At 33.9% G+C, this 23,663-nt stretch carries 21 protein-coding genes and 1 riboswitch; of the genes, 1 reads left to right on the plus strand and 20 read right to left on the minus strand.

The window, feature by feature from the left end:
- Nucleotides 1–25: 25 nt before the first annotated feature.
- The 19 genes from uraA to QTL86_RS07910 form a co-directional block, all read right to left on the minus strand.
- Nucleotides 26–1,324, minus strand: a complete 1,299-nt coding sequence (gene uraA / locus QTL86_RS07820) for a uracil permease (protein ID WP_013656987.1) — start codon at nucleotides 1,322–1,324, stop codon at nucleotides 26–28.
- Nucleotides 1,325–1,467: 143 nt separating this feature from the next.
- Nucleotides 1,468–2,199: a GAP family protein gene (locus QTL86_RS07825; protein ID WP_410496919.1), complete on the minus strand. Its 732-nt coding sequence runs from the start codon at nucleotides 2,197–2,199 to the stop codon at nucleotides 1,468–1,470.
- A gap of 239 nt (nucleotides 2,200–2,438) precedes the next feature.
- Nucleotides 2,439–3,512: a sporulation integral membrane protein YtvI gene (ytvI, locus tag QTL86_RS07830; RefSeq protein ID WP_410496920.1), complete on the minus strand. Its 1,074-nt coding sequence runs from the start codon at nucleotides 3,510–3,512 to the stop codon at nucleotides 2,439–2,441.
- Nucleotides 3,513–3,764: 252 nt separating this feature from the next.
- Complete coding sequence (locus QTL86_RS07835; RefSeq protein WP_410496922.1) at nucleotides 3,765–4,406, minus strand: glycosyltransferase; 642 nt, start codon at nucleotides 4,404–4,406, stop codon at nucleotides 3,765–3,767.
- A gap of 196 nt (nucleotides 4,407–4,602) precedes the next feature.
- Complete coding sequence (locus QTL86_RS07840; RefSeq protein WP_410496923.1) at nucleotides 4,603–6,141, minus strand: Na+/H+ antiporter NhaC family protein; 1,539 nt, start codon at nucleotides 6,139–6,141, stop codon at nucleotides 4,603–4,605.
- A gap of 113 nt (nucleotides 6,142–6,254) precedes the next feature.
- Nucleotides 6,255–6,430, minus strand: a riboswitch (Lysine riboswitch).
- A 278-nt stretch (nucleotides 6,431–6,708) separates the two neighbouring features.
- Nucleotides 6,709–7,197 carry a pyridoxamine 5'-phosphate oxidase family protein gene (locus QTL86_RS07845; RefSeq protein WP_127066485.1) on the minus strand — a complete coding sequence of 163 codons (489 nt, stop codon included), beginning with the start codon at nucleotides 7,195–7,197 and terminating at the stop codon, nucleotides 6,709–6,711.
- 32 nt (nucleotides 7,198–7,229) lie between these two features.
- Complete coding sequence (locus tag QTL86_RS07850; RefSeq protein ID WP_410496924.1) at nucleotides 7,230–7,532, minus strand: DUF4491 family protein; 303 nt, start codon at nucleotides 7,530–7,532, stop codon at nucleotides 7,230–7,232.
- Between the two features lie 261 nt (nucleotides 7,533–7,793).
- Nucleotides 7,794–10,433 (minus strand): translation factor GTPase family protein, encoded by a 2,640-nt coding sequence (locus QTL86_RS07855; RefSeq protein ID WP_127066483.1) that lies wholly within the window; start codon nucleotides 10,431–10,433, stop codon nucleotides 7,794–7,796.
- A gap of 289 nt (nucleotides 10,434–10,722) precedes the next feature.
- Complete coding sequence (locus QTL86_RS07860) at nucleotides 10,723–13,731, minus strand: X2-like carbohydrate binding domain-containing protein (protein ID WP_410496925.1); 3,009 nt, start codon at nucleotides 13,729–13,731, stop codon at nucleotides 10,723–10,725.
- A gap of 275 nt (nucleotides 13,732–14,006) precedes the next feature.
- Nucleotides 14,007–15,119, minus strand: coding sequence for a GDSL-type esterase/lipase family protein (locus QTL86_RS07865; RefSeq protein ID WP_410496926.1), 1,113 nt, complete (start codon nucleotides 15,117–15,119; stop codon nucleotides 14,007–14,009).
- A gap of 169 nt (nucleotides 15,120–15,288) precedes the next feature.
- Nucleotides 15,289–16,059, minus strand: a complete 771-nt coding sequence (ygiD, locus tag QTL86_RS07870) for a 4,5-DOPA dioxygenase extradiol (RefSeq protein ID WP_410496927.1) — start codon at nucleotides 16,057–16,059, stop codon at nucleotides 15,289–15,291.
- A gap of 128 nt (nucleotides 16,060–16,187) precedes the next feature.
- Complete coding sequence (locus QTL86_RS07875) at nucleotides 16,188–16,919, minus strand: ZIP family metal transporter (protein ID WP_410497300.1); 732 nt, start codon at nucleotides 16,917–16,919, stop codon at nucleotides 16,188–16,190.
- Between the two features lie 285 nt (nucleotides 16,920–17,204).
- Entirely contained in the window at nucleotides 17,205–17,570 is a 366-nt protein-coding gene (locus QTL86_RS07880) for a RidA family protein (RefSeq protein ID WP_013656975.1), read from the minus strand.
- Between the two features lie 146 nt (nucleotides 17,571–17,716).
- Nucleotides 17,717–18,664: an alpha/beta fold hydrolase gene (locus tag QTL86_RS07885; RefSeq protein ID WP_127066478.1), complete on the minus strand. Its 948-nt coding sequence runs from the start codon at nucleotides 18,662–18,664 to the stop codon at nucleotides 17,717–17,719.
- Between the two features lie 294 nt (nucleotides 18,665–18,958).
- Entirely contained in the window at nucleotides 18,959–19,339 is a 381-nt protein-coding gene (locus QTL86_RS07890; protein WP_127066477.1) for an iron chaperone, read from the minus strand.
- Between the two features lie 59 nt (nucleotides 19,340–19,398).
- Complete coding sequence (locus QTL86_RS07895) at nucleotides 19,399–19,635, minus strand: hypothetical protein (RefSeq protein ID WP_127066476.1); 237 nt, start codon at nucleotides 19,633–19,635, stop codon at nucleotides 19,399–19,401.
- A 141-nt stretch (nucleotides 19,636–19,776) separates the two neighbouring features.
- Complete coding sequence (locus QTL86_RS07900) at nucleotides 19,777–21,030, minus strand: cytochrome P450 (protein ID WP_190283585.1); 1,254 nt, start codon at nucleotides 21,028–21,030, stop codon at nucleotides 19,777–19,779.
- Nucleotides 21,031–21,123: 93 nt separating this feature from the next.
- A complete protein-coding gene (locus QTL86_RS07905) occupies nucleotides 21,124–21,519 on the minus strand; it encodes a DUF2809 domain-containing protein (protein ID WP_127066474.1) in 396 nt (131 codons plus the stop codon).
- A gap of 12 nt (nucleotides 21,520–21,531) precedes the next feature.
- Entirely contained in the window at nucleotides 21,532–21,966 is a 435-nt protein-coding gene (locus QTL86_RS07910) for a GTP pyrophosphokinase (RefSeq protein WP_127066473.1), read from the minus strand.
- Between the two features lie 566 nt (nucleotides 21,967–22,532).
- On the opposite strand from QTL86_RS07910, the gene QTL86_RS07915 reads away from it, so the two are divergent.
- A complete protein-coding gene (locus QTL86_RS07915) occupies nucleotides 22,533–23,156 on the plus strand; it encodes a superoxide dismutase (protein ID WP_127066472.1) in 624 nt (207 codons plus the stop codon).
- 242 nt (nucleotides 23,157–23,398) lie between these two features.
- Here QTL86_RS07915 and QTL86_RS07920 read toward each other — a convergent pair whose 3' ends face one another.
- Nucleotides 23,399–23,533, minus strand: a complete 135-nt coding sequence (locus tag QTL86_RS07920; protein ID WP_127068056.1) for a YwbE family protein — start codon at nucleotides 23,531–23,533, stop codon at nucleotides 23,399–23,401.
- Nucleotides 23,534–23,663 lie beyond the last annotated feature (130 nt).

The following is a 23,663-nucleotide window of genomic DNA, read 5'->3' on the forward strand; positions in this document are numbered from 1 at the left end:
CACTGGCTATTTTTTTGTTTAATATTTATTGTGGCTCATTCATAATACCTAATTTATCAAATAGCATAAATAAAAGACTTAAAATTATAGCCACCATAGTAGCAAGCCCCATACCACTTAAACTTACAGGGCCAATAGCAACGGTTATGCCACTAAGTCCTATAATAAAAATGATTGAAGTAAGAATAAGATTTCTAGATTTAGAAAAATCCACTTGATCTTCAATAAATGTTCTAAGACCTGAAGTTGCTATGGTACCAAATAAAAGTAAACTAATCCCGCCAACAACAGGTGTTGGAATATTTATAATAAGTGCAGAAAGTGTTCCAGAAAATCCTAATAAAATAGAAAGAATACCTGCACCACAAATAACATAAACACTATATACTTTTGTAAGGGCCATAACCCCAATATTTTCACCATAAGTAGTCGTTGGAACAGAACCAAATAATCCAGAAAAAGCAGTTGATAAACCATCTCCTAAAAGTGAACGATGAAGTCCTGGATCTTGAGCTAAGTCTCGTCCCACAATACTACTTGTTACTTTTAAATGACCAATGTGTTCTGCAATAACAACGAAGGTTGCTGGTAAAATGCTCATAATAACAGTTGTATCAAATTTTGCTAATTTAATTGCTGGTACAACAAAAAGATTTGCTTTTTGTACTGCTTCAAAGTTAACCTCACCCATAAAATAAGCCGTTATGTAGCCAACAACAACCCCAATAAGTATAGGTATAATCTTTAAAAATCCTCGTAATAATACATTACATAAAATAACCGTTACAAGTGTTACCATGGAAATAATAACCCATGTCATATTAGTCACCTCAGGATTATTAGAGCCTCCTACAGCAAAACCTGCCATATCAGCGGCAGTAGGTGCCAGTTCTAGACCAATAATTGTTACGATAGCACCCATAGCAGCAGGTGGAAAAAGTTTGTTAATCCATTTGGTTCCTGTAAAGTAAATAATAGTAGCAACAAGAGCAAAAGCAAGACCAGAAACAAAGAACCCACTTTGAATCGTTTGAAAATCATAGCCTTGACTCATAAGTAAAAAACTTGGTGCTAAATAGGCAAAACTAGAACCTAGATAAGCTGGAATTTTTCCTTTTGTAATAAAGGCATAAAACAAAGTACCTATTCCATTAAAAAACAAAACTGTAGTAGGATCAATTTTGAACAAAATAGGAACAAGAACAGAGGCCCCAAACATAGCAAATAAATGTTGAAGGCTTAAGGGAATGGCCTTTAAAAGTGGTACTTTTTCCTGAACATCCACCTTAATAACGGTATTACTTGAAACTTCTAAATCTGACATAGTATCTCCTCCTTTTTTAGCCTCTCTGGACTAAATTAAAACCTAATAGACTATATCATTAATACGGACAATACACAATATATTTTTACATATTTTTTAAACTTTTTTAAAAATAATATGTTTTTATTGTGACCTATTGTCTTTTATCTCAGCAACATCCTTATAGAATGAAATAACAAAACAATTCCTGTTATTATAAATAGGGTAGGTATAATGACTGAAGCCCATTTGGTTACTTTCTTTTTTATCAACTTGTAAAGCTTATCAAACAATACCTGCTTTTTCCTATAAATAAAATATAACATCATCAGCGGGGATGAATAAATGAAATTATAAAGTAACAAAATTGAAATGACTTGTAAAAATTTCAATTTGTAATTCAGTAATACGGCAAGAAAAGCAAAGTAAGGCAAAGCTGTTGCCAACTCTGTAATTGTCGCCAAAACACCTAATACTATTAGTGCAATAGGAGAAACAGATTTGATTTTTTCAGCTATTATTTGCTGATCTTTCATCTCTTGATTGTCTTCGTTTTGAAGTTGTCCCTTGTATATAGCACACTTAATCCTCTGGTCCAAGACGACATAGCATGCTAATATAAGCATCATAATGCCTGCAATCAATTCTAAAATAAGTAGGTTTTGCTGATGTGTCAGCAAAACTGTGGTAAATAATGTGGAAACAATAGCCACTAATCCATAATATACCATTAGCCCACCAGTAAAGTTGGTGACACCTGTAGCTAAGATAAAAAACCATATATGCTTTGGCTTTTTAACCAGGCTTTGCAATACAAATTGCTGAGTAATGGCTACTGGATTTAAACTATCCGCAGCGCTGGTAATGATAGTTGTAAGAATTAAAACTAAGCTCATGCTCTACTTCCTCCTCAAAATAAATTTATAAAAAAGCACCAAGATAATCATATCTAAAGCCTAACGATATGATCATCTTGGTGCTTTTTATATGTTTTACCCGGCGATAAAACATATTCACCCTTATTTAAATATGGTATATATTAGCACGCTTTTTATACATTGTCAATTGATTAGCAAAATGAAACACTCATCCATTTATTATTAAAAATAAATGGCTCAATCTCAAAAGCCTCTTGCTATTTTAAGATATGAATCGTTCCTTTATCATTGAGATTCTTTAATAATGATAAAGTGATAGGAAGTCCAAACAAACCAAGTACACCAAATAATTGAGCCCCCACAAACAATGACATTAAGGTTACTAGTGGATGCAAACCTACTTGACTTCCCACAATCTTAGGTTCTAGTATATTACGAATAATAGTAATGATAATGTATACAATAAGGAGACCTAATGCCAACGAATAATTTCCTTGAAGCGCTGCTATAATGGTCCAGGGAATCATAATACCACCAGTCCCAAGTACTGGTAAAATATCAAAAATAGATATAACAAACGCAATTAATACTGCATTTTCAATTCTAATAATACTCAGACCAACAGATAACTCTGCAAAGGTAATACACATAATTAAAGCATAAGATAAGATACACTTAAATAATGTATTGACTACATAGTCTTTTATTTCAATCATCAATTTTTGATGCTTATCCTTTAACTGATGTAAAAGAAATGCTGTTATTTTCTTATAATCAATTACTAAGAAAAAGGTGGAGATAATGGTAAATAAAATCCTAATAAAAAAGCCTGGCAATGAAGATGCATAGTTAGAAATAGCGCCTATCATCTTCATAGAGAAACTAGAAATGAGTTCACCTAATGACTGCACCACATTACTTGAAAATTCGTTCATGGCTGGCAATAAGGAAACATCCATTTTTGAGATATAATGTTCTAGTGAATCAAATAATTGCATCAAAAATGGTTGGATCTCTGTTGCATATAAATTAGGTAAGTAGGAAAAAAGCTCTTTTACAAAAACAAACAATCGAATGCCGAGAAGCGTAAATAAAATACCTATTATACTATAAAATACCAATACTATAGCAATTGCTATTAATGTACGATTCACATGACACTTTTTAGCTAAAAAAGTAATCGGCTTATTTAGCAAGAACGCAATAACAAATGCGCTAACGAACGGGGCAATAAAAGGCAATCCATACTTTAATACAATAAAAACCAATCCAATAATAATAAAATAATAACCGAAATTAATTATAAAACTTTTTCTCTTTTCTGTATCCACAAGCATTCTCCCTCATCTATATAGTTTAGTGTTTTTCCTTAGTTGGATAGTTACTTCATCCCTCTAACCATTTTAAATCTTTAGACAATTATACTATACACTTATACTTTTACAAATATTTAAATGCTATTTTTCTTAAATTTTATACCTATTTTCCTTATTTAGACAAAAAAGAGTAGTAAGCATATGCTTACTACTCCTATCTATTTCATATTGCTTCTATCTAAACTAGCTAAACTATCATCCATTTAACTACTTAAATTTCTGAGGAAATTGCTTGATAATGCCCTCAGTAAGCATATCAGCAAAGTGCATCATATGTGCTTTTCCCTCATCAAAAGCCTTAATATCACCTTTCCAATCTTTACTTAGCCTAGCTACAACCTGATCTGTAACAAACTGTAAATGTTTATGAAGAGAATCTTTTAGTGCTTGGTTAGAATAGTTAGGGTTAGCTGCACTTAAAAAGTCTGCTATTTGATCTGCATTATCATACCACAGCTTATTGTATTTCTTTAAATCAGCATTATTTCCACTTTTAGCTGCATCAGTAACTTGTCCTGCAAGCGCTATATGTTCTCTTAGTAAACTTGCAAGTTTATTTCCTGCTTCTTCTCCATAAAAAGATTTAATAGCATTACCAATATCATCTTGATTTTTAAACAGCCTTTCTGCCACAGCTTCCTTATCCTCTAGAGAAGCAAGATCACTAACAATAAAACTTCTTGTCCATAACACATGATCAACCCAAAGGTCTCTTTCTAGCATCCTTAACTCACAAGCAGCTTTATTGCAAGATAAAGCTTTCTCTGAAGCCTCAGCTTTAAGAGGTGTAAAAAATAACGCGATTACACACAGCGACACTAATAACGTATTAAAAAACTTCTTCATCATAGTCTAACTCCTTTAAATAAAAATTTGATTTTAGTTTATTCAAAACGTATTAGTTCTATTCAGTATTTGAAAATAGGCATTGATTTAAAAGTACTTTGATAAGCCTATTCTTTATATTTTTCGCAAATAAAAAGCACTCCATTGAATAAACACATCTCTTTCATGATGCTCTATTTAATAGGGTGCTTCTCTTATTTTATTTTTTATTTCTTCTACTTAATATAGCAAGAATAATACCTAATAATGCAATAGAGCTTCCAAGTGTTAACCACACATTAGCTGTAAACCCTGCTATTAAATAACCTACAAAACAACATGCTGCTACCACTAAAGTATACGGAATTTGTGATGAAACGTGATCAATATGTTTACAGCCAGCTCCCGTCGAAGAAAGAATTGTTGTATCTGAAATAGGGGAACAATGATCTCCAAATACAGCTCCAGCTAGTGTAGCGGCAAGCGCTGCTGTTACAAGCTCTGGTGCAACGGAACCACAAACCATAGTAACAATAGGAATCAGTATACCGAAAGTTCCCCATGATGTTCCCATAGCAAAAGCTAAAGCCCCTGCCACAAGGAAAACAATGGCAGGAATAAGAGCCGCTGGCATATGAGATTGTCTTACTAACTCACCTACAAACTCACCTGTGCCTAATAAGTCTCTACATACCCCACTAATAGTCCACGCCAATGTTAAAATAATAAAGGCTCCTACCATGGATTTAACCCCTATTGTAATCCCTTCCATAAGCTCTTTAAAATCTAAAATTTGACGTGGTACAAAAAGAACAAAAGCAACAACAAGGGCACCAAAACCGGCAATAGCAAGTGCAATACCTGCATCTGTATTTCCAAAGCCCTCTGCCAGCGTCATACCACCTTCAAAGTAACCACCAATATAAAGCATTGATAAGATAGCAAATATAATAAGTGCTGCAATAGGGATAATAAGGTCAAATACGCTTCCTTTTGAAGAGATTTTCATACGAGCAAACTCATCTCCACCTTCTTGATCCATTCCGACACTTAAGTTACCTTTATTATTTCTAGCTTCTTCTTCAAACTTTGCCATAGGACCAAATTCAATATTAGTAACACAAAGTACAACCACCATGATTAAAGTTAAAATTGCATAAAGGTTATAAGGAATAGTTGCCATAAAAGTTTCCATTCCATTAAGTGCTTGCCCATTCACTTCTAACCCATTCATTTGAGAAATAACTGAAGCTGCCCAAGAAGAAATAGGTGCAATAATACAAATGGGTGCTGCTGTTGCATCAATAATATAAGCTAGCTTTGCTCTAGAAATATGATGTTTATCTATTACTGGTCTCATTACTGTACCAATTGTCAAACAGTTAAAATAATCATCTATAAAAATTAAGGTACCTAAAAGAGAAGTTCCTAACTGTGCCCCTTTTTTAGTTTTAATTTTATTTCCTGCCCATTCTCCGTAAGCCCTAGAACCACCAGCCATAGTAATAACAGCTACTAATGCCCCTAAAAATCCTAAAAATAAAATAATCGATGCATTATCACCTAATTTTTCTCCCATAAGGGTAAGGGTTACATCTGTTGCTTTAACAATACCGCCACCTGTACTAAAGGCATAAATAAGTGTTCCTGAAAAAACACCTACAATTAATGAGGAAATAACCTCTTTTGTTATTAACGCTAATACAATAGCGATAACAGGTGGTAAAATCGATAACCAGCCTACATCAATTGCGTCCATGTGTGAGTCTCCATTCTGTCTTTATAGTCTAATAAAAAAAGTCTTGAGCATATCACTCAAGACTTTTGTCATCTTTCATTTAGAATAAAACTACTTATTCTATATTAACCGTCCGTCATGATAGCTCCCCACGAATAACTCCGTGACAGTGTTATGTATATTCTACATAACCCCAACAAGATAGTCTTAAAGCATCAACTATCCATTTCGGCGGCTTCTCCTTTTAAAATGCTTCATCGTGCTTAGCTCAGCAAATCTACTCTTAAAAACCGCAACCTCTATCTACTCTTTATTTAATTATTAGCTTAGACAAATATAAACGATAGATTAAAAAAAGTAAAGCATCATACAATAAGTTTATATTTTAAAAATATATCAAAGAATTTTTTTATTTACTTTAGGGATTATTTTTTATATATAGCTTGTCCCTAAAAATGTGTTTCTTTGAAATTTGAGTGGCTCTTCTAAGGACCCATTTTAGATCAAGTGGTATCAGATGGCTATGACACAGTTGGGAGTAACTAAAAAACTAGGCTTATTTAGAAATATGCCTAGTTCTTATGCTTCTTATCCTACTGTTCCACCCTTGGTAGAACGCTTACCTGTAAATTCTTCTACTACTAATTTTAATCCTAGGATGATTCTTGCATGCTTTGCTTCAAATTCGAAAACTTTATCAGGTGCATATTTTTTCATAACATGTTGAAGCGCTTCTATTCTCTCTTGTTCCTCTGTCAAAATATACATTTTGCCTTGCCCTATAATACTTTCAAATTTCATAGTATATTTACAAGCAATATCACTGTGAACAAGTTCGCAAGAACAGTCCATTTGAAAACAAACATTGTTATTTTGCTTAATCATTTCTAATTTTTTACCCTCTAACCCACTATGGAAATAAAGTACAAGTTGATCATTTTCATATGTATAACCAAAATTCATAGGCACAATATACGGGATATTATCATAGCAAAAACCCACTCTACAATACTCACATTTGCTTATAATATTTAAAAGCTCTTCTTTATTGGTAACCTCTCTATCTTTCTTTCTCATTGTAGCCTCCTTATATTGAATTTTTATAAATTTTATTCCACTTTCATATGTTTACTTTTATTAGGATTATTGGGAAACCATCCTTTTTTAACGCGTTCTTCCTGTTCTATGACCTCATGTATACTCCACAGTGAAGAAAAGCCTATTACCCCTACTATTGCTGAAATTGTACTATTCTCAATAAATAAAGATATACCAATACATAATATTCCCACAATCAAAAAAAGTGGCCATATCTTTTTTCCAACGTAATATTCTGATGCGATCACTATGGGATGAAAAACACCTATAATAAAAAAAGCCATTACTCCTATTATTATACCTTGAAAATTCATATTAAATCCTCCTTCATTAAAATGATTATTTTGATTCCTTTTGACAACCATTTTGCTCATGTACTCATTTTACACTTTGATTCAAGAATTTTCAATCAAACTTCTACTATATCCCTTTTCTATGTTGATCAATAATTATTTATTTTCTAGAAGTAAAAAATCAAGCACAACTTTCCCTTTATAAAAAATAAATTATGCTTGATTTATTTTTTTGCCATTTTGCTTATAAAACACTCTTATGTTATTTGTATCTTTTCTTTTTTACGGATGTTTCTCTATCTGCTGCTTGATTTCAGGAGGTAATGCATCCACTAAATAATTACGCTCCACTACTTGTTTTTCCTTATACGCTTGCATCATTTTTTCATTAGCGCTTTCGATTTCTTCCTTCAGCTCTCTAGCAGACAATAAGGCACATCCTTGCCCTCTAATGATAATTTGCTCTAATCCATCTGAGGTTGCTACTGTTACATGATACTTTGTCTTGTGATCATGTACAAACTTTTCAATATAATGGTCTGCAGTTTGTGCTTCCTTGGTATATACCATGTAGATATTATGATACTCAAGCATTTCCACTCGATGTCCTTGAACACGATAAGCATCAAACACAACGATAATCTGACATTTTCGGATGCCTTGATAATTACATAAGCTCTCCAATAATTTTATTCTGGCACCATCCATATTTTCATTGGCTAGCTCCTTTAATTCAGGCCATGCAAAGATAATATTATAACCATCTACAAGAAGATATTCTTCTTTTTTATCTTGGTTTTGTTTCATTGTATAACCAACAGGCTCATAATAGCTTTCACGGGCTGTTTTACGCTTTTTCCAAGCAGATTTTTCTCCTTGATTCGCATAAAAAGTTCTATTCATAATTTGATCAATTTCTTCTAAACCAATCCATTTCTCTTCTGTCAGTAAATCCTGATGCTTCGCTATTTCTTTTGATAGCGTTTCTTTTTCCTGTTGCAGATAACTTTCAAGATGCATGTAGTCTTTTACTTCGTCCCAAGTTACTAAAAATCCGCTGCCTTGAGTACAAAATACAGAACCTGTTGGATTCTCTATATCTCTTTCAGAATCATAACCTATATTTTCTATAACTTCTTCTGCATTATGACATGGCTCATATCCTTTTAGTGTACAAAATAGTCTACCATGGCCTTTAGTGTATGCAACTACTTCCTTCTGATAGTTTCTCATGGTAACAACCGGTGCGCTCCCTACTAAGGTCACCCACTCACCATCTGTTTGTGAAATTTCGCATGTGCCATACATCTTCTCAATATCAGTCATAGCTCGTCCTACCATTTTCTCAGGTACTTCTAACTGAAAAGTATAATACGGCTCTAATAAAACAGATTCTGCTTGCTTTAAACCTTGACGTACTGCACGAAAGGTAGCTTCTCTAAAGTCACCACCCTCTGTATGCTTTTTATGTGCTCGTCCTGAGACTAACGTTATTTTCATATCTGTGATAGCTGAGCCGGTGAGTACACCTTTATGAACTTTTTCCTCTAAATGAGATAAGACAAGTCTCTGCCAATTCTTTTCTAGCACATCTTCGCTGCATCCCAATGCAAATCCAAGACCACTTCCTCGCTGTCCAGGCTCCAGTAATAAGTGAACTTCCGCATAATGTCTTAATGGTTCAAAATGCCCTACACCTTCTACTGTATTTGCAATGGTTTCTTTATAAACGATTCTTCCCGAATCAAATGTTACATGGACACCAAAACGGCTTTCTATAAGCGTTTGTAAAATTTCGATTTGGACTTCTCCCATAATCTGTGCTTGAATTTCCTGTAACTGTTCATCCCAAACAATATGCAGCTGTGGATCCTCTTCTTCAAACTGACGCAATTTAGGCAGCATAAGTCTTGGATCATAGCCTTCTGGAAGCATAATCTGATAAGCTAATACAGGGGCTAACACAGGGGCAGATGAAGCACTTTCTATCCCTAAACCTTCTCCTGGACTAGTTTGAGTAAGTCCTGTTACTGCACATATAGAACCTGCCTCTACCTCATTCACTGCCTCGAACTTTTGTCCTGAATATAAACGAATCTGATTCACTTTTTCTTCCCAAGTATGATTTATTAAAGTGTCTCTCACCTTAAGTCTTCCGCCTGTAAGCTTCATATAAGTCAGGCGATTACCTTGCTCATCCCTAGCTATTTTAAATATCTTTGCTCCAAAAGCTTCTGGATAAGAAGGCATACTAGCATATTTGACAATACTTTGCATAAAGTTTTCTACACCTTCTAATTTTAAAGCTGAACCAAAAAAGCATGGAAATATCTTGCGTTCTTTTATACCCTTCATAATTTTTAAGGTATCAATATGCTCTGTTTCCAAATAAGCTTCCATCAGTGCTTCATCACACATGGCCAACTGGTCGTAAAAAGCTGCTGTACGCTCTTGTCCAAATTCAATACACCTATCATCTAGACACTTTTTTAATTCTTCTATTAATTTCTCCTTATCCGTCCCCTGTTGATCCATTTTATTAACGAATAGAAAAACCGGTATTTGATACGTAGCAAGAAGTCTCCATAATGTTCTGGTATGCCCTTGCACACCATCTGCACCATTAATCACTAAAATGGCATAATCTAATACTTGAAGTGTTCGCTCCATTTCAGCCGAAAAATCTACATGTCCTGGGGTATCTAACAAAGTAATCTGAGCTCCAGCTACTTGAAACATTGCTTGTTTAGAAAAAATGGTAATTCCCCTTGCCCTTTCTAAGTCATAAGTATCTAAATAAGCATCTTGATTATCCACTCTTCCCAGTTTACGAATTTTCCCGCTTAAATAAAGCATACTTTCCGATAAGGTTGTTTTACCCGCATCTACATGTGCTAATATTCCAATGACTAATTTTTTCATACGCTTTTTCAAATCCTTCACTTGTGTTGTCTATTTCTAATGATTATAGTAGCCTAACCCACTATCTCTCTCTTATCTTACTACTATCATACCAGTAAGTTGTTAATCTGACAAAACAAAAATAGCCAGCTAGCATTAATGTAATAGACAACGCAGTGTTCTAATAAATCAATTATTTAAGCAATATCATATTTCGGAGTAAAAGTTCAGACCTTACATCCATTATAAAAAAGACCCTCGAGCGTTGAAATTTATTATTAAACTTCAAACTGTCTCGAAAGTCCTTTTTTTATGGCTCTATACCAGAAATTAAGCTATCGTTATAATAAAGTGTAATTTTATCCCAGGTCTTATAATCAAAACCATTATTATTGAAAGAATAGTCATTTGCTTGATTGTAATTAGTCCAATCTGACTTTGCAAATCTACATTGTAAATCGATGGTTGTATTTGGCATAATACTTCCAGCCGCTTCTAAAAAGCTAATTTCTAAGTAGCAATCTGCTACTTCTGTTGGATTGTCCATTTTTACAAATGTTCCTTTAACATTGGAATTTCCAACTTGAGACCAGTCACACCAGAAGAAATTTTCTTGATTGCCATCTGTTGTAAAGTAATAACGTAACCTTACATCGGATAAATCAATTGCTTCAGCCCCTGTGTTTGTAACTTTGAATCTTGGCATTAAGGAGTTGGTTTTTTCACTCAAATTGCTATTGCTGAATGTAACTTGTAGACTTGTTGTAGGAGGAACAGTTGAGGTATCTTGAACTTTTATAGAGAGCTTTTGGCTAGAACCACCACTGAATACAAAAGTAAGTAATGATGTACCCGTTTTTAAAGTTGCCAGATAATTTTTACTTAAAGTAATGGTTGTCTCATTAATTGTATAATCCACACCTTTAACTAACGTGTAGCTACCATTTGTTATTTTTTCAAATGTATTTCCATTAAGCATTAATTCAATCATCATATCTTTAGGTACTGCTATATCGAATTCTCCTAAAGTAGGTGTAATAGCAGAGTCAGGCACTGTATTGGTAACTGTAACAGTTAATGTAGCATTTGCACCTGCACTAAAAACAAATGTTAATGTTGTTTGACCTATAGATAATGTCTTAAGATAATCCTTAGAAATGATTGCGGTACTATCATTAACTGTATAATCAGTACCTTCTACTAATGCTACTTCACCATTTAAAATAGATGCTAACGTATTACCATTTAATATCATGGTTGCATTTATATCAGCTTGTGCTGCTTTTTCAAATGCAGCAGTTGTAGCCACTAGTACTGAGCTATCAGATGAATCGGTAACAACAACCATTAAACTTAAATCTGTTCCTTTTTCAAAGTTAAATTTAAGATTTGTCGTACCAAGTGCTAGTGTCGCTAAATATGATTTAGAAATGATAACCGTTTTACCATTTACACTATAATCTATACCTTCTACTAAAGATTGAGTGCCATTAAAAATACCAAACAACGTATTATTGCTATTGTTCAATGTAATGGTAATATCTTTATCTGCACCATTTTTCTTATTGAATTCTACTCTACTTGGACTTAAAGAAGAAATAGGTGATGTATCTCCAATCGCAATATTCATAACAGGATTTACGCCACTATCATAAACTAATGTTAATTGGATTGTACCTTTTTCAAGGTTTGCAAGATACTCTTTTGTAATGGTTAATATCTCTCCAGAAATCACATAATCAGAACCTCTATTTAAAATAGCACTGCCATTTTTAACTGAAACCAATATGTTGGCTTTTGAATCTAATGTAAACACTAAATCCTCTTGATTTGTTACATTCTTATCAAACACTGCAACTGTTGGAGAAACAGAAGCAGCTTCTTTGGATTCTGGCCCGTAAATACCAACTTCATAAATAGAGTACCCCCAGGTATAGCCATACTTTTGCGTACAGTAAATTCTTATATAACGTCCAGAAGCTGAAATGGAGATATCTTCACTACCACCTTTTCCATTATATGTTCTATAAACATCGGTCCAAGTATTTGCATCGTTAGAAACTTGAATTTGGTATTGTGTTGCATAAGCATTTTCCCATTTGATAAGTACTTCATTAATCTCTTTTGTTTCTCCTAAATCGATGCATACCCAATCTGTTTGAGAATTTGCATCAGATGCCCAGCGTGTACTTAGGTCACCATCTGTAATACAATCCCCTTCAAAAGCACTACTTTCTTTTGTAGAATAGGTTACAGTTTTTCCTTGAGCTAGATTACCACTAGGTAGTGGTTCATTAGGCATTCCTGCTGGGAGGCTCGTTAGCATAGAAGCTGGTTTTTCAGCAAGATTTGCAAGGGCATACTGATTCTCAAAAACCATTTCTTTTGCCCAGTCTTGCATTGTATCAAATGTACCATCAGTGGTCATATCAAGGAATGTCTGTGGATTATTACCAGGCCCCCATGACCAAATTAAATAACCGATTTCAAGCTTAGCGCAATATTCCATAATTGTTTTATAAGGAATTTGCCCCTGCGTCGTTTGTTCCCATTGATTAGCAAACTCACCTATAACAAGTGGAAGTCCCATATTTGCAGATTCTGTAAGTTCATCAATTACTTTTTGATCAGAATGACCATACATATAAGGCCACCATAAATGTGCTGAAAACATTAAGTTTGAATCTGGGTCGGCGGCTAAAATGTCTGGGCCACATGCTTGAAGTTTATTAATATCTTGTCCCCAAGTCGAAGCATCTATAATCAACGGAACATGAATACCTGCTGCTCTCATTCTAGTAACAGCTTCAATATATCCATTTGTAAATGTTGTATCAGAAACATTTGCATCACCAACTTCGTTACCAATATTAATTAGAAGGTATTCTTCATGCTTCTTAATGACATTTACAGTATCAGGATCAACCCACCAATCTACTAAGCTTGTTAGCTTACTAAAGTCACCAGTAGCATCATGAAGTTCTACCATAGGAATCATATGCTCTGCACGACAGTTCCTAATGGCAGTATCTAATTCTTCTGCTGTACCGTCTTTCGTTGTCCATACGATTCTCACACAATTAGCACCCGTTTTAGCAATTTCAGAAAAGGATGGTTGTCCATCTTTATCCATCCATACAACCATCTTATTAATGCCATAAAGAATCGTTTTTTCACCCTGGCTATCATAAAGAAACCTGCCCTCTACTCTAAAACCTGGGTGATTCACATCAGTAGCAGCAAAAATAATACTACTGCTTGTAATCATTACAAACATAACTAGTGCTAGGACTAAACCTCGTAAACCATTTTTCTTCATACTATTGCCCCCTTTGAAATTCTTGGTATTTATTTTTATTATGGTTTTTATTTACCAATCATTACAACAAAAGCTCCTAACATGTTACATTTAAGAGCATCTCCTGTGTAATATTTAATTGAACCTATGCTAAAAGTAGCAACATATGTTGTCATTTTTTTTAATATTATTTATATGTACTAGAACAAAGTACATTCTATTTATTACAAAAAGGACTTCAGTGGTTGAGCTTTTATAAAACTCAGCCTATCCGATAGTCCTCTCTTTTGACCTTACTATTCAAGTGTATAAGAAAAGTCAACTGGTGGTTTCCCAACACCTTGGAATCCAAAACTTACAGTACTACCAGCACTAATTGCCATATTCCATGACATAGGTGTTATGATTAAGTAATCTCCTGACTCAATGATTTGTGCACACCATATGTTACTTATATCAAAATCAGCTTTATTTACTGTTAGTTTCCAGTTATTTGCATTTGTATTGGATGTGTTTGTAATATTAACTGTCATTGTATAACCAGTATTCCAGGCACTAACAACCGTATCCAATTTTAAGACATTATCTGTTGGTGTTGGTGTTGGTTCTGGTGTTGGTTCTGGTTCTGGTGTTGGCGTTGGTTCTGGTGTTGGTGTTGGCGTTGGTTCTGGTGTTGGTGTTGGCGTTGGTTCTGGTGTTGGCGTTGGTTCTCCTGTTAATATTGTACTTAAAGTCTCATACCATCTATCACACATTTTCTGACCACCGGAAGCATTTGGATGAACACCATCATATGTATCTATATCTGTGCTAAATCCAGTATATTGATCGCATAATATGATTGGCGATTCACTTGTTGATAAGTTATTAGCCCAACCTACCATTGATGTATTAAGATCTAAAATAATAGACTTATAATCTAATGTGTCATTTGGATGCATTGGTATAATTTGTGCTACTACAATAATCATATTGGGATTGTTCTTTCTCATCTGTGTAACAAGTTTAGTATAGGCATCCAGTATTTTAGTTGTTCCTGTATTACCCCAGCAATCATTTGTTCCAAAGTGCATCATAACAATATCAGGATTTGCCGCATTAAGCCATGTACTGAGTTGATCTGTAGCTGCTAAATTAGTAACACACATACCACTATGGCCTTCATGGTTACCATACTGCGTTCCAACTGATTTAACATCATACCCATTACTTGTCAGCTTATTGAAAAGTAATGTTCTCCAAAAGTCACAGTCTGTAATCGAATCACCTAGTGGCATTATTTTGGTTGTAGTTGTCGTTGATGTAGCATAAGCAGATGGGGCTGAGGACTCAAAAATCATAAACAAAAATAGAAATACAACACTTAACCTAGCAATCAAACGCCTTTTAGATTTTTGCTTCTTACTCATAAAATTTCCTCCTTATGTTCTCCTTTTTATTTAAACATACTTAGCAAATGATGCTAAATATGTTGATTCATTATAATTCTGTATATCCATAAAAACAACAAAAGCTCCTAACATGTTATAATTAGGAGCCTATCATTAATATATTCAATTAAACCCGATATAAAAATATTTATTCAAATAAATAACTCGTCATAGAAAGAGAACCCATTACGCAAGCTTTGTTAAAAACAGTCATCTTATCCTGATCGTTTGATGCTCCTAATACATACAGCAGTGGTGCATAATGCTCCATAGTGGTAAAAGCTAGAGCAGCAGAACTTCCTGCTTTTTGATAATCTATAACGTTTTCATCCTTTCTCGCCAAGATATTATCCCAAATATAATGATCAAATTCTTCGGCCCAAGAGTAACCCTCATTCTCCATGTTCCAATTGATTCTCGCCAGATTATGAACAACATTTCCACTTCCGAATATTAATACACCTTGTTCACGAAGTTGATAAAGTTCTTGTCCCATACGATAATGTTGCTTCGTCGATGCATTTCTATCCACGCTAAGCTGAAATACAGGAATATCTGCTTCTGGATAAATTCTGTGAAGGACAGACCATGTTCCATGATCATATCCCCAAGAATTATCTGTAACAACCTCCCGACTAATCAAAGCTTTTGCTTCCTTGGCAAAATGCGGCGCACCTTTGGCATTATAAACTATTCTATAAAGTGCCTCCGGAAAACCATACATGTCGTAAATTGTTTTTGCAGTCTCAGATGTCATAACTCTAGTACCGTCTGTAAACCAATGTGCAGACACAGACAGTATTGCTTCTGGTTTTGGCATTTTATTTTTAAGAGCTTTCCATTCCTCAATAAACTGATTTTCTTCTATTGCATTCATTGGAGAACCATGTCCAATAAATAATGTCGGCATTCTATTCATACTATTTCCATGTATAATCAAGCATAAAAATGCATTATACATTTTCCTTTCTCTGAATACTTTGACTTCTAAGTCGATTTTATACTACAACAAATTAGCCCAAAAGTCCCCTTTTAAAACTACAAACCTTATCCTAAAGCAACATCAAGTATCATCATTAAGGCAAATCCAAATGCAACACCAATGGTACCTATATTACTATGTTCTCCAGCTTGTGCTTCCGGAATGAGCTCTTCTACTACAACATAAATCATTGCACCTGCTGCAAATGAAAGTATATATGGAAGAATTGGTGTAACCAGTGACGTAAGAAGAATCGTCACCACTGCCCCGACAGGCTCTACGATGCCAGAAAGAAAACCATATTTGAAAGCCTTCTTTTTTGATAAGCCGCTACTAACTAATGGCATGGATATAATGGCACCCTCCGGAAAGTTTTGAATAGCAATACCAATTGCCAGTGCAAATGCACCTGCAACAGAAATAATATCAGATCCACTAAGCATGCCTGCTAACACTACACCGACTGCCATTCCTTCTGGAATATTATGTAAAGTCACAGCCAACACCAACATAAAAGATTTTCCAAGTTTGCTAGGTCTACCTTCTGGCGAATCAGAGTCAAGATGAAGATGAGGAATAATGGTATCTAATAAAAGTAAGAAACCAATACCAATCAGAAAACCAACTGCAGCTGGAATCCATGCAATGTTCCCATTTGCCTCTGCCATATCAATTGCAGGTATTAATAGTGACCAGACTGATGCTGCAATCATAACGCCTGATGCAAAGCCCAGAAGAGCTTTTTGTATTTGCAGCTTCATTTCACCTTTCATAAAAAATACCATAGCCGCGCCCATGGTAGTACCAAGTAGTGGAATAAAAATGCCAACTAAAACTTTTGTTATATCGTTCAAAGTTTTCACCTCCTATTTGTGAGCAAATAAAATTTAAAGTGTTTCCATACTTCTTTTAAATTCATCGATTTTCTCCAATAAAGGATATTTTTCCGACGATTTCACTTCTAACCTGATTTTATACCATAGTATAAAACATTTCAATGAACTCTTCGTTTCTTTGACATTATTTTCTCAAATAATCTTTATACATTTTTAATGTTAATTGGTATGTTCTGCTCATCCAAATCATTTTTTATAGGCAATCGCATCAATCTGTACATGAAGCCCATCTGGTCCTCCTATATGAGCGAACTCCGTTTGTATTGTTTTTCTGGCAGGGTATGTACCTTTAAAACGTTCCTTAAACACCTTCTCCATAACCGGAATATTCCATGCGTCTTTTAAAAGAACATCTACCTTAACAACACTTTGTAATGTCAAATTCAGTTTTGCCAAACGATTCTCCATATCATCCAATGCTCCATTAATCTGATTTTCAATAGAGGCCCCTACATTACCCACACAAAAACTTAGAAAAACGAAGTCTCCAGCTTCTACTATCCCTGAATAGGCATATTCTTCATTTACATTGTATCTATTAATACTACTCATCATCTTCCTCCTATTTGTCCGTAATACTATCTCAAATACTATCCTAAAATTATATTATTAGAGAATGCTAAGATTGTCTCCTACCAAAAATGCTCGTTCTCAGGCACGTGAAATTCATAAATGAAGTCTCCATTATGAGATAACCTTTACACTAAAGCACACTCATTAAGGAAAGGGATAACAGCTTTAGCAAAAGCTTCGGGTTGTTCAAACATCGTATAATGTCCAGCGTTTTCAATTAGAACAATCTTCTTTGTAGGTGCTATTATCTTCTCAAAGTAATCAGAAAATGCTTGTTTGGGCGTAATATAATCATCACTTCCAAAAATATAGTATACAGGCATCTTATATTCAATTCCGTAGGTTTCTATTTGAAAACTATTAAGTACATCCAACATTAATGATTCGCTGAGTTTTGTTCCCTTTAGCATTGCTATAAAATCACGATTTCTAAATTGAATGGGACTCTTTCTTACTATTTTGACTAACGGTACCTTCACAGACATAGATAAACCGTATTTGTCTTTTAGTTTTGAAAGCTTGTTATAAATTTTATAGGATTTAGAATCCCATTGTTTGGGTGGATAGTTAGTTATGGCTTGCAGTTTTTTTAAGTCCTTTGAGCTATTTTGACTCATCGCTTTGCTTTTCAGCGCTAAAAAGGATAACTTTTCTGTTAATCGCATATCTCCCACTTGCCCCACACCTATATACACCGATACATTTTCTGGATGCTGTAAGGCATATATTGAGCCGAGTACTGTTCCCCATGAATGTCCTAGAATGATTACCTTTTTTGTGAGGTAACGAGTTTGTAAGTGTTTAATAGTATCATGTAAATCTTCAAGTAAAAAATTAAGTGTTGGATGCGCTTTAAGATTATTCTGTAATGTTCTTCCCGTCCCACGCTGATCGTAAAAAACAAGAGTGCATGTGTCTTTAAACATTTCTTTTAGTTTATATCCAAATGCAGCTTCACTCATCCCTGGGCCTCCATGTAAAAATAAAATAACAGGTTTTCCCTTAGCAGGATAATGTAAAAAATATTGTTTAATTCCATTAATTTCAACAAACTCTTGAAAATAATCTTTCATCCACCCAGCTCCATTCTTGATAGTTTATTTGTAGAGGTGCTATTCATTGATTTAAAATCACCTTTATACTTTTACTCTAATAATTATATTGCATAGTAAAATTATACTGTTAATTATTTTAATATTCAATATTTTAAAATACACCCTTAGTTATTCCTGTTCCCTTCTCTTTAGAAATGTCATCTGTCATTGAATCTCTCAAGCATATTGTATTAAACAGTATCATCCCTAGAAATGTAAAAAGGATTTTCAGGCAATGAAATTTATTATAAAATTTCATTGCCTGAAAATCCTTCATTTTCCATAGACACAAGTGATTTTTCTCTCAATAATGTCATCTATAGCTTTAAATAATATTTCTCTTTCACAAGGTTTATCAAAAGGAACATTTACACAGCCCTTCCCTCTACCAGGTTTGCTTAGTTTTTCTTTCATTTGAGTTATATATTCAAAATCCATTGAGTGTAGTGAAAAATGGTTCTTAGCAACTCCGAAAGAGATGTAGTTTCGTTCTTTACCACTACCTAGTTTATAAGTCGGCATTTGAAAGGACATAACTTCTTCTAAATCAGGATAATTTTTGCGCATGTAATCGATAAAAATTTCTTCCCACTCTTTAGGGCTACCTTCTAGTTGCCTCAAGTATACATCTACCTCATTTAGACTTTCTTTCATAAAACCCTCCAATATTTTTACAATAAACCCTTTATTCTAGCATCACTTTATATTAAATACTATGACTTCTTTTTATTAATGTCTTTATTTATAATCCTAAATAATTTTAACACTAGTGGAATATAGGTACATACAAACACTGAGACAATAATAAATGCTGCTGGCTTATGTGCCTTTTTAGGAAGTGCCATTCCCCACATCATCCCTATAGCGCATAAGCAAAGTTTAATAAGCGCTAAGTCTCTCCAATCAGATTGTTTTACAAACTCATTACCATAATTTAATAGCTTTTTCATACCTATCACTCCTCCTATAAATTTTACGTTCGTTAACTATATAATATCATCTCTCACATTGATTGAATAGATATCACTAAAAAGCATCAAATATATACTTGGATTGTCTGAGTATGTTTATTACCATTCATTACTTGTATCCTAAAGTTTTACTCTAATATTGCTCATGATAAATCCGCTTGCAGGTAATGCTGGAATCTTAGTAAGACTATAGCTTAAATCTTGAGCTGGAATTTTAAATTCAATCTGATTTATCAGAAAATCTAAACCGACTTTCATCAGCTCTATAGTAACACCTTCTCCTGGACATCTATGTCCTTTTGAGGGATCTCCTCCACCTTGAGGTATAAAATCAAATAAGCTATTCTTTTTCTCTTTAAAACGTTCTGGTCTAAATTCATACGGATTTACCCAAATACGTGGATCATGGTTTGTGCCATAAATATCAATGAGAACTAACCTCCCCTGTTTAAACTTACACCCATGCCATATAAAATTTTTCCTTACTATGGCACCTAGAAAAGGGGCAAATGGATAGTAACGTCTCACTTCCTGTATAAACATTTCACGGGTATTCTCATTACCTAATCGTAATTTTTCCATATACTCCTCGTTTTCGTATAATGCTAAAGCTGTGAAAGTAATATATCTTGAAATAGCAACAATTGGACGTAGTATATTAATAAGTTCTATTGCAGCCATTTGAGTATTCAGTGGTTTACCATCCAACTCTTCATAAAAGGATAGCTTATATAGCACTGAACTTTTTTCAACATTTAATTTACCAGATCTAGTATCTGCTATCATACCTCTTATCCACTTTTCGGTTCTAGTCCTTGCTCTTTTTCCTTTCCAGTACATTGGTCCTATTGACGCTAAAGTATTGACCATTGTGCTAAAATCCTTTGCTCGATTTTTTACTTCAGACGCTTGTAATGGTACACCAGCCCACTCACATACTGATTGGCATAAAATATTGTTTACCTTATTAAAGAGTACAATCTGCTGGGTAATTTCCCAGGTGTTAATAGCAGCTTGCCACCTTTTCTTGGTTATTTCTGTCAACTGTTTTTGATATTCTTGATCTAGAAGTGACATAAAAAACATTTTTCTATGGATATGCCTCTCATCATCCATTGTTTGAATGGCATTAACTCCAAACAGTGTTTTTTGTACTCTCTTGGGTAATGCACCTTTGCGCTTAAAAAGGTCTGTATTATAAAACAGCTTTGATGCTTCTTTACCACTCATGCATATGACCTTTTTCCCAAGTAGGCGTGTTTCAAATAAATGACACTGATAACGATTAACTCTATTTTGGATGAATAGATAACCTTCTTGTAAAAGTGCTAGTGTATTATCTATACATTTATCATGTGGAACTTGTTTATTCATTGACATATACTTTTGATTCCTTTCTATTCCTATCAAGAACTATGCTAATGAGTTTTATATTTCCACTCTCTGTATAAATTATTCATCACATCTCTAATCCTTCACCCGTAGTCTTACTATTCCTTTTTGAATCAACCACTCATATATACCTAATAAAATGCAGCCAATCCCATAACACACAATATCTTTCCAGTCAAATGTGGCTCCCATAAGTATGCGTAAAAATGCATTATTTTCTATACCAAGTCTCTCAACCCATTTCAAGTATTGCAAGCACTCAATAAATGCTGCAAAAACAAATATCCAAAAAGGCATTAGTCTATACTTGTCTGGAATAATTACTCTTACTATGCAGTACAGCACAACAACAACCAATAGATCTCCAACATATGGTCTGATAAATGTATCGTGTACACAGATTGCGATTAAAATTTCAATACACAATAGTATTGTGAATGTAATTAAGTATTTGATTCTTTGTTTTTTCATAGCTATCCCCTATCATGAATGAACTTCTAGAAAACCCTTTATCTTATCCATGGCTGACTGATACTTCTTAACTCTAGCATAGTCTGCTTTGTTAGCCTGTGATAATCTTGTTAAATCCATATTATCTCTTAAATCAGCAAGCTTTACTTGGCAAGCTATAGGACTTAGAAGGATACGATTAATAAACTCTTCATAGGTTTCACCAGATCGTTTAGTAAGAGCATCTATAGCAGTTATAATAGTTTCCGAAAAGCCCTCTTTTCTTAAATCATCAAGTGTCACATAAGTATCTTCAATAACATCATGAAGGACACCACATATTTGCTCTTCTTGTGTTTTACAAGAAAACATTACTCTAAGAGGGTGCAATATGTATGGTGCCCCAGCTTTATCTACTTGCCCTTGATGAGCAGTCCCTGCTATGAGTATTGCTTTTTCTAAATTCATTTTTATACCCCTCCTCCCTTAAATAGATTCTTTAAAAAGTTAAATATATTGAATCGACTCTTTTACATCAGTTTCTCTTAAGCACCTAAAATGAGATTTTAATATATAGCATATATGACGATTACTTTCGCTTCTAATCCGATTCTATATCATAATTCAAGAATTTTCAATTAACTGTTGGTCCTTTTCACTATTTGTGTAGCTTTTCTAAAAATAGGTACAGTTTCCTCTTACCCCAAGATTCTCCTTCTATATTCAGTTAAACCCAAGTACTATGTCGTATTAAAAATGTACTTCTTATTATATTTCAATGATAATACTTGCAAAATCGTTGCTTTTTACCTTTCTCCTATACGTTAAACTTTCTTTTAAATATTTGATAATATTTTTCAAATAATAATTATTATTAAAATTGTTGTTATTTGTATTTGTAAATGTTATAATAAGACTAGTTAGAGATAACTAAATAATAAACAAACATATTGATAGAAAGTACGCTTAGCAAACTCTCTATTATCATGAATCAAAATAAAATATATAACTAAAATCGTTAGGAGGATTTAATTATGAATAAAACTTATCCATTTCAATTAGAAGCATTACCATATGAATATGACGCATTGGAACCTTATGTGGATGCACTTACTGTTCAAATTCATCATGGTCGCCATGTTCAAACTTATGTAGATAATTTAAACAAAGTACTAGAAGGTAGTAAAGACCATCAATCTTGGTCCTTAGAAGAGCTTGTCACTAAAGTAAATAAGTTACCAGATTCCATTAAAAATGCAGTTCGTAACAATGGTGGCGGTGTCTATAACCATAATTTATACTTTGCAGGTATGACAGCTGAAAAAAGTGAGCCAACAGGCAAGCTTAAAGATGCAATTGTTAAGAAGTTTGGCTCTTTGGATGAATTTAAAGCTAACTTTAAAGCAGCAGGACTTGGACGTTTTGGTTCTGGTTGGGCTTGGTTAGCCGTAGATGCTAATAAAGAGCTTACAGTTGTATCTACACCCAATCAAGATACAGTTCTAGCAGATGGGCTAAGCCCTGTATTAGCAATGGATGTATGGGAACATGCTTATTACTTAAAGTATCAAAATAAGAGAGCTGATTATATTGACAATTGGTTCCTTGTGGTTGACTGGAATAAAGCAAATGATCTTTACACGAAAGCCATTGGTTAAAAAGAATCGAAAGTATTCTTTCACTTATTGAACTACAATAATTATAATATTTTATCTCCAATCAGATTTCTGGTTGGAGATTTTTTATAAAAAGTATTTTCGTGTTGGCCCTTAAAAAGACTGTATTCTCGTTTTTACATTTATTATGTCCAAGTTAATATTTGCATACACTTTATTAACATCATCATTAAATCATTCATTTTGCTAAGAAAATAGACTTAAAAGCAAATCAAAATCTGCTTCTAAGCCTTTATCTTTTTTACGCTACCTATAATACCACTCTCAAACATCACTTTTATACCATAATGATGCTCAGGTGAATTGGTGAGTATCTTTTTTACTATGCCTTCTGTCAGCTTTATAGTACGCTGATTTATATAGTTAGCTCATAATATGCAGTTACTCAAAGAAGGTAAGAATACTTCCGTCAATAGTAGTAACGGAACAAGTTTTACCACCCCATGGTTGAACAATTACCTCTGAAATTTCATTTCATCCACGACTGCT

Source organism: Cellulosilyticum sp. ST5 (assembly GCF_046529625.1).
In the GTDB taxonomy this organism is placed as follows: Bacteria; Bacillota; Clostridia; order Lachnospirales; family Cellulosilyticaceae; genus Cellulosilyticum; species Cellulosilyticum lentocellum.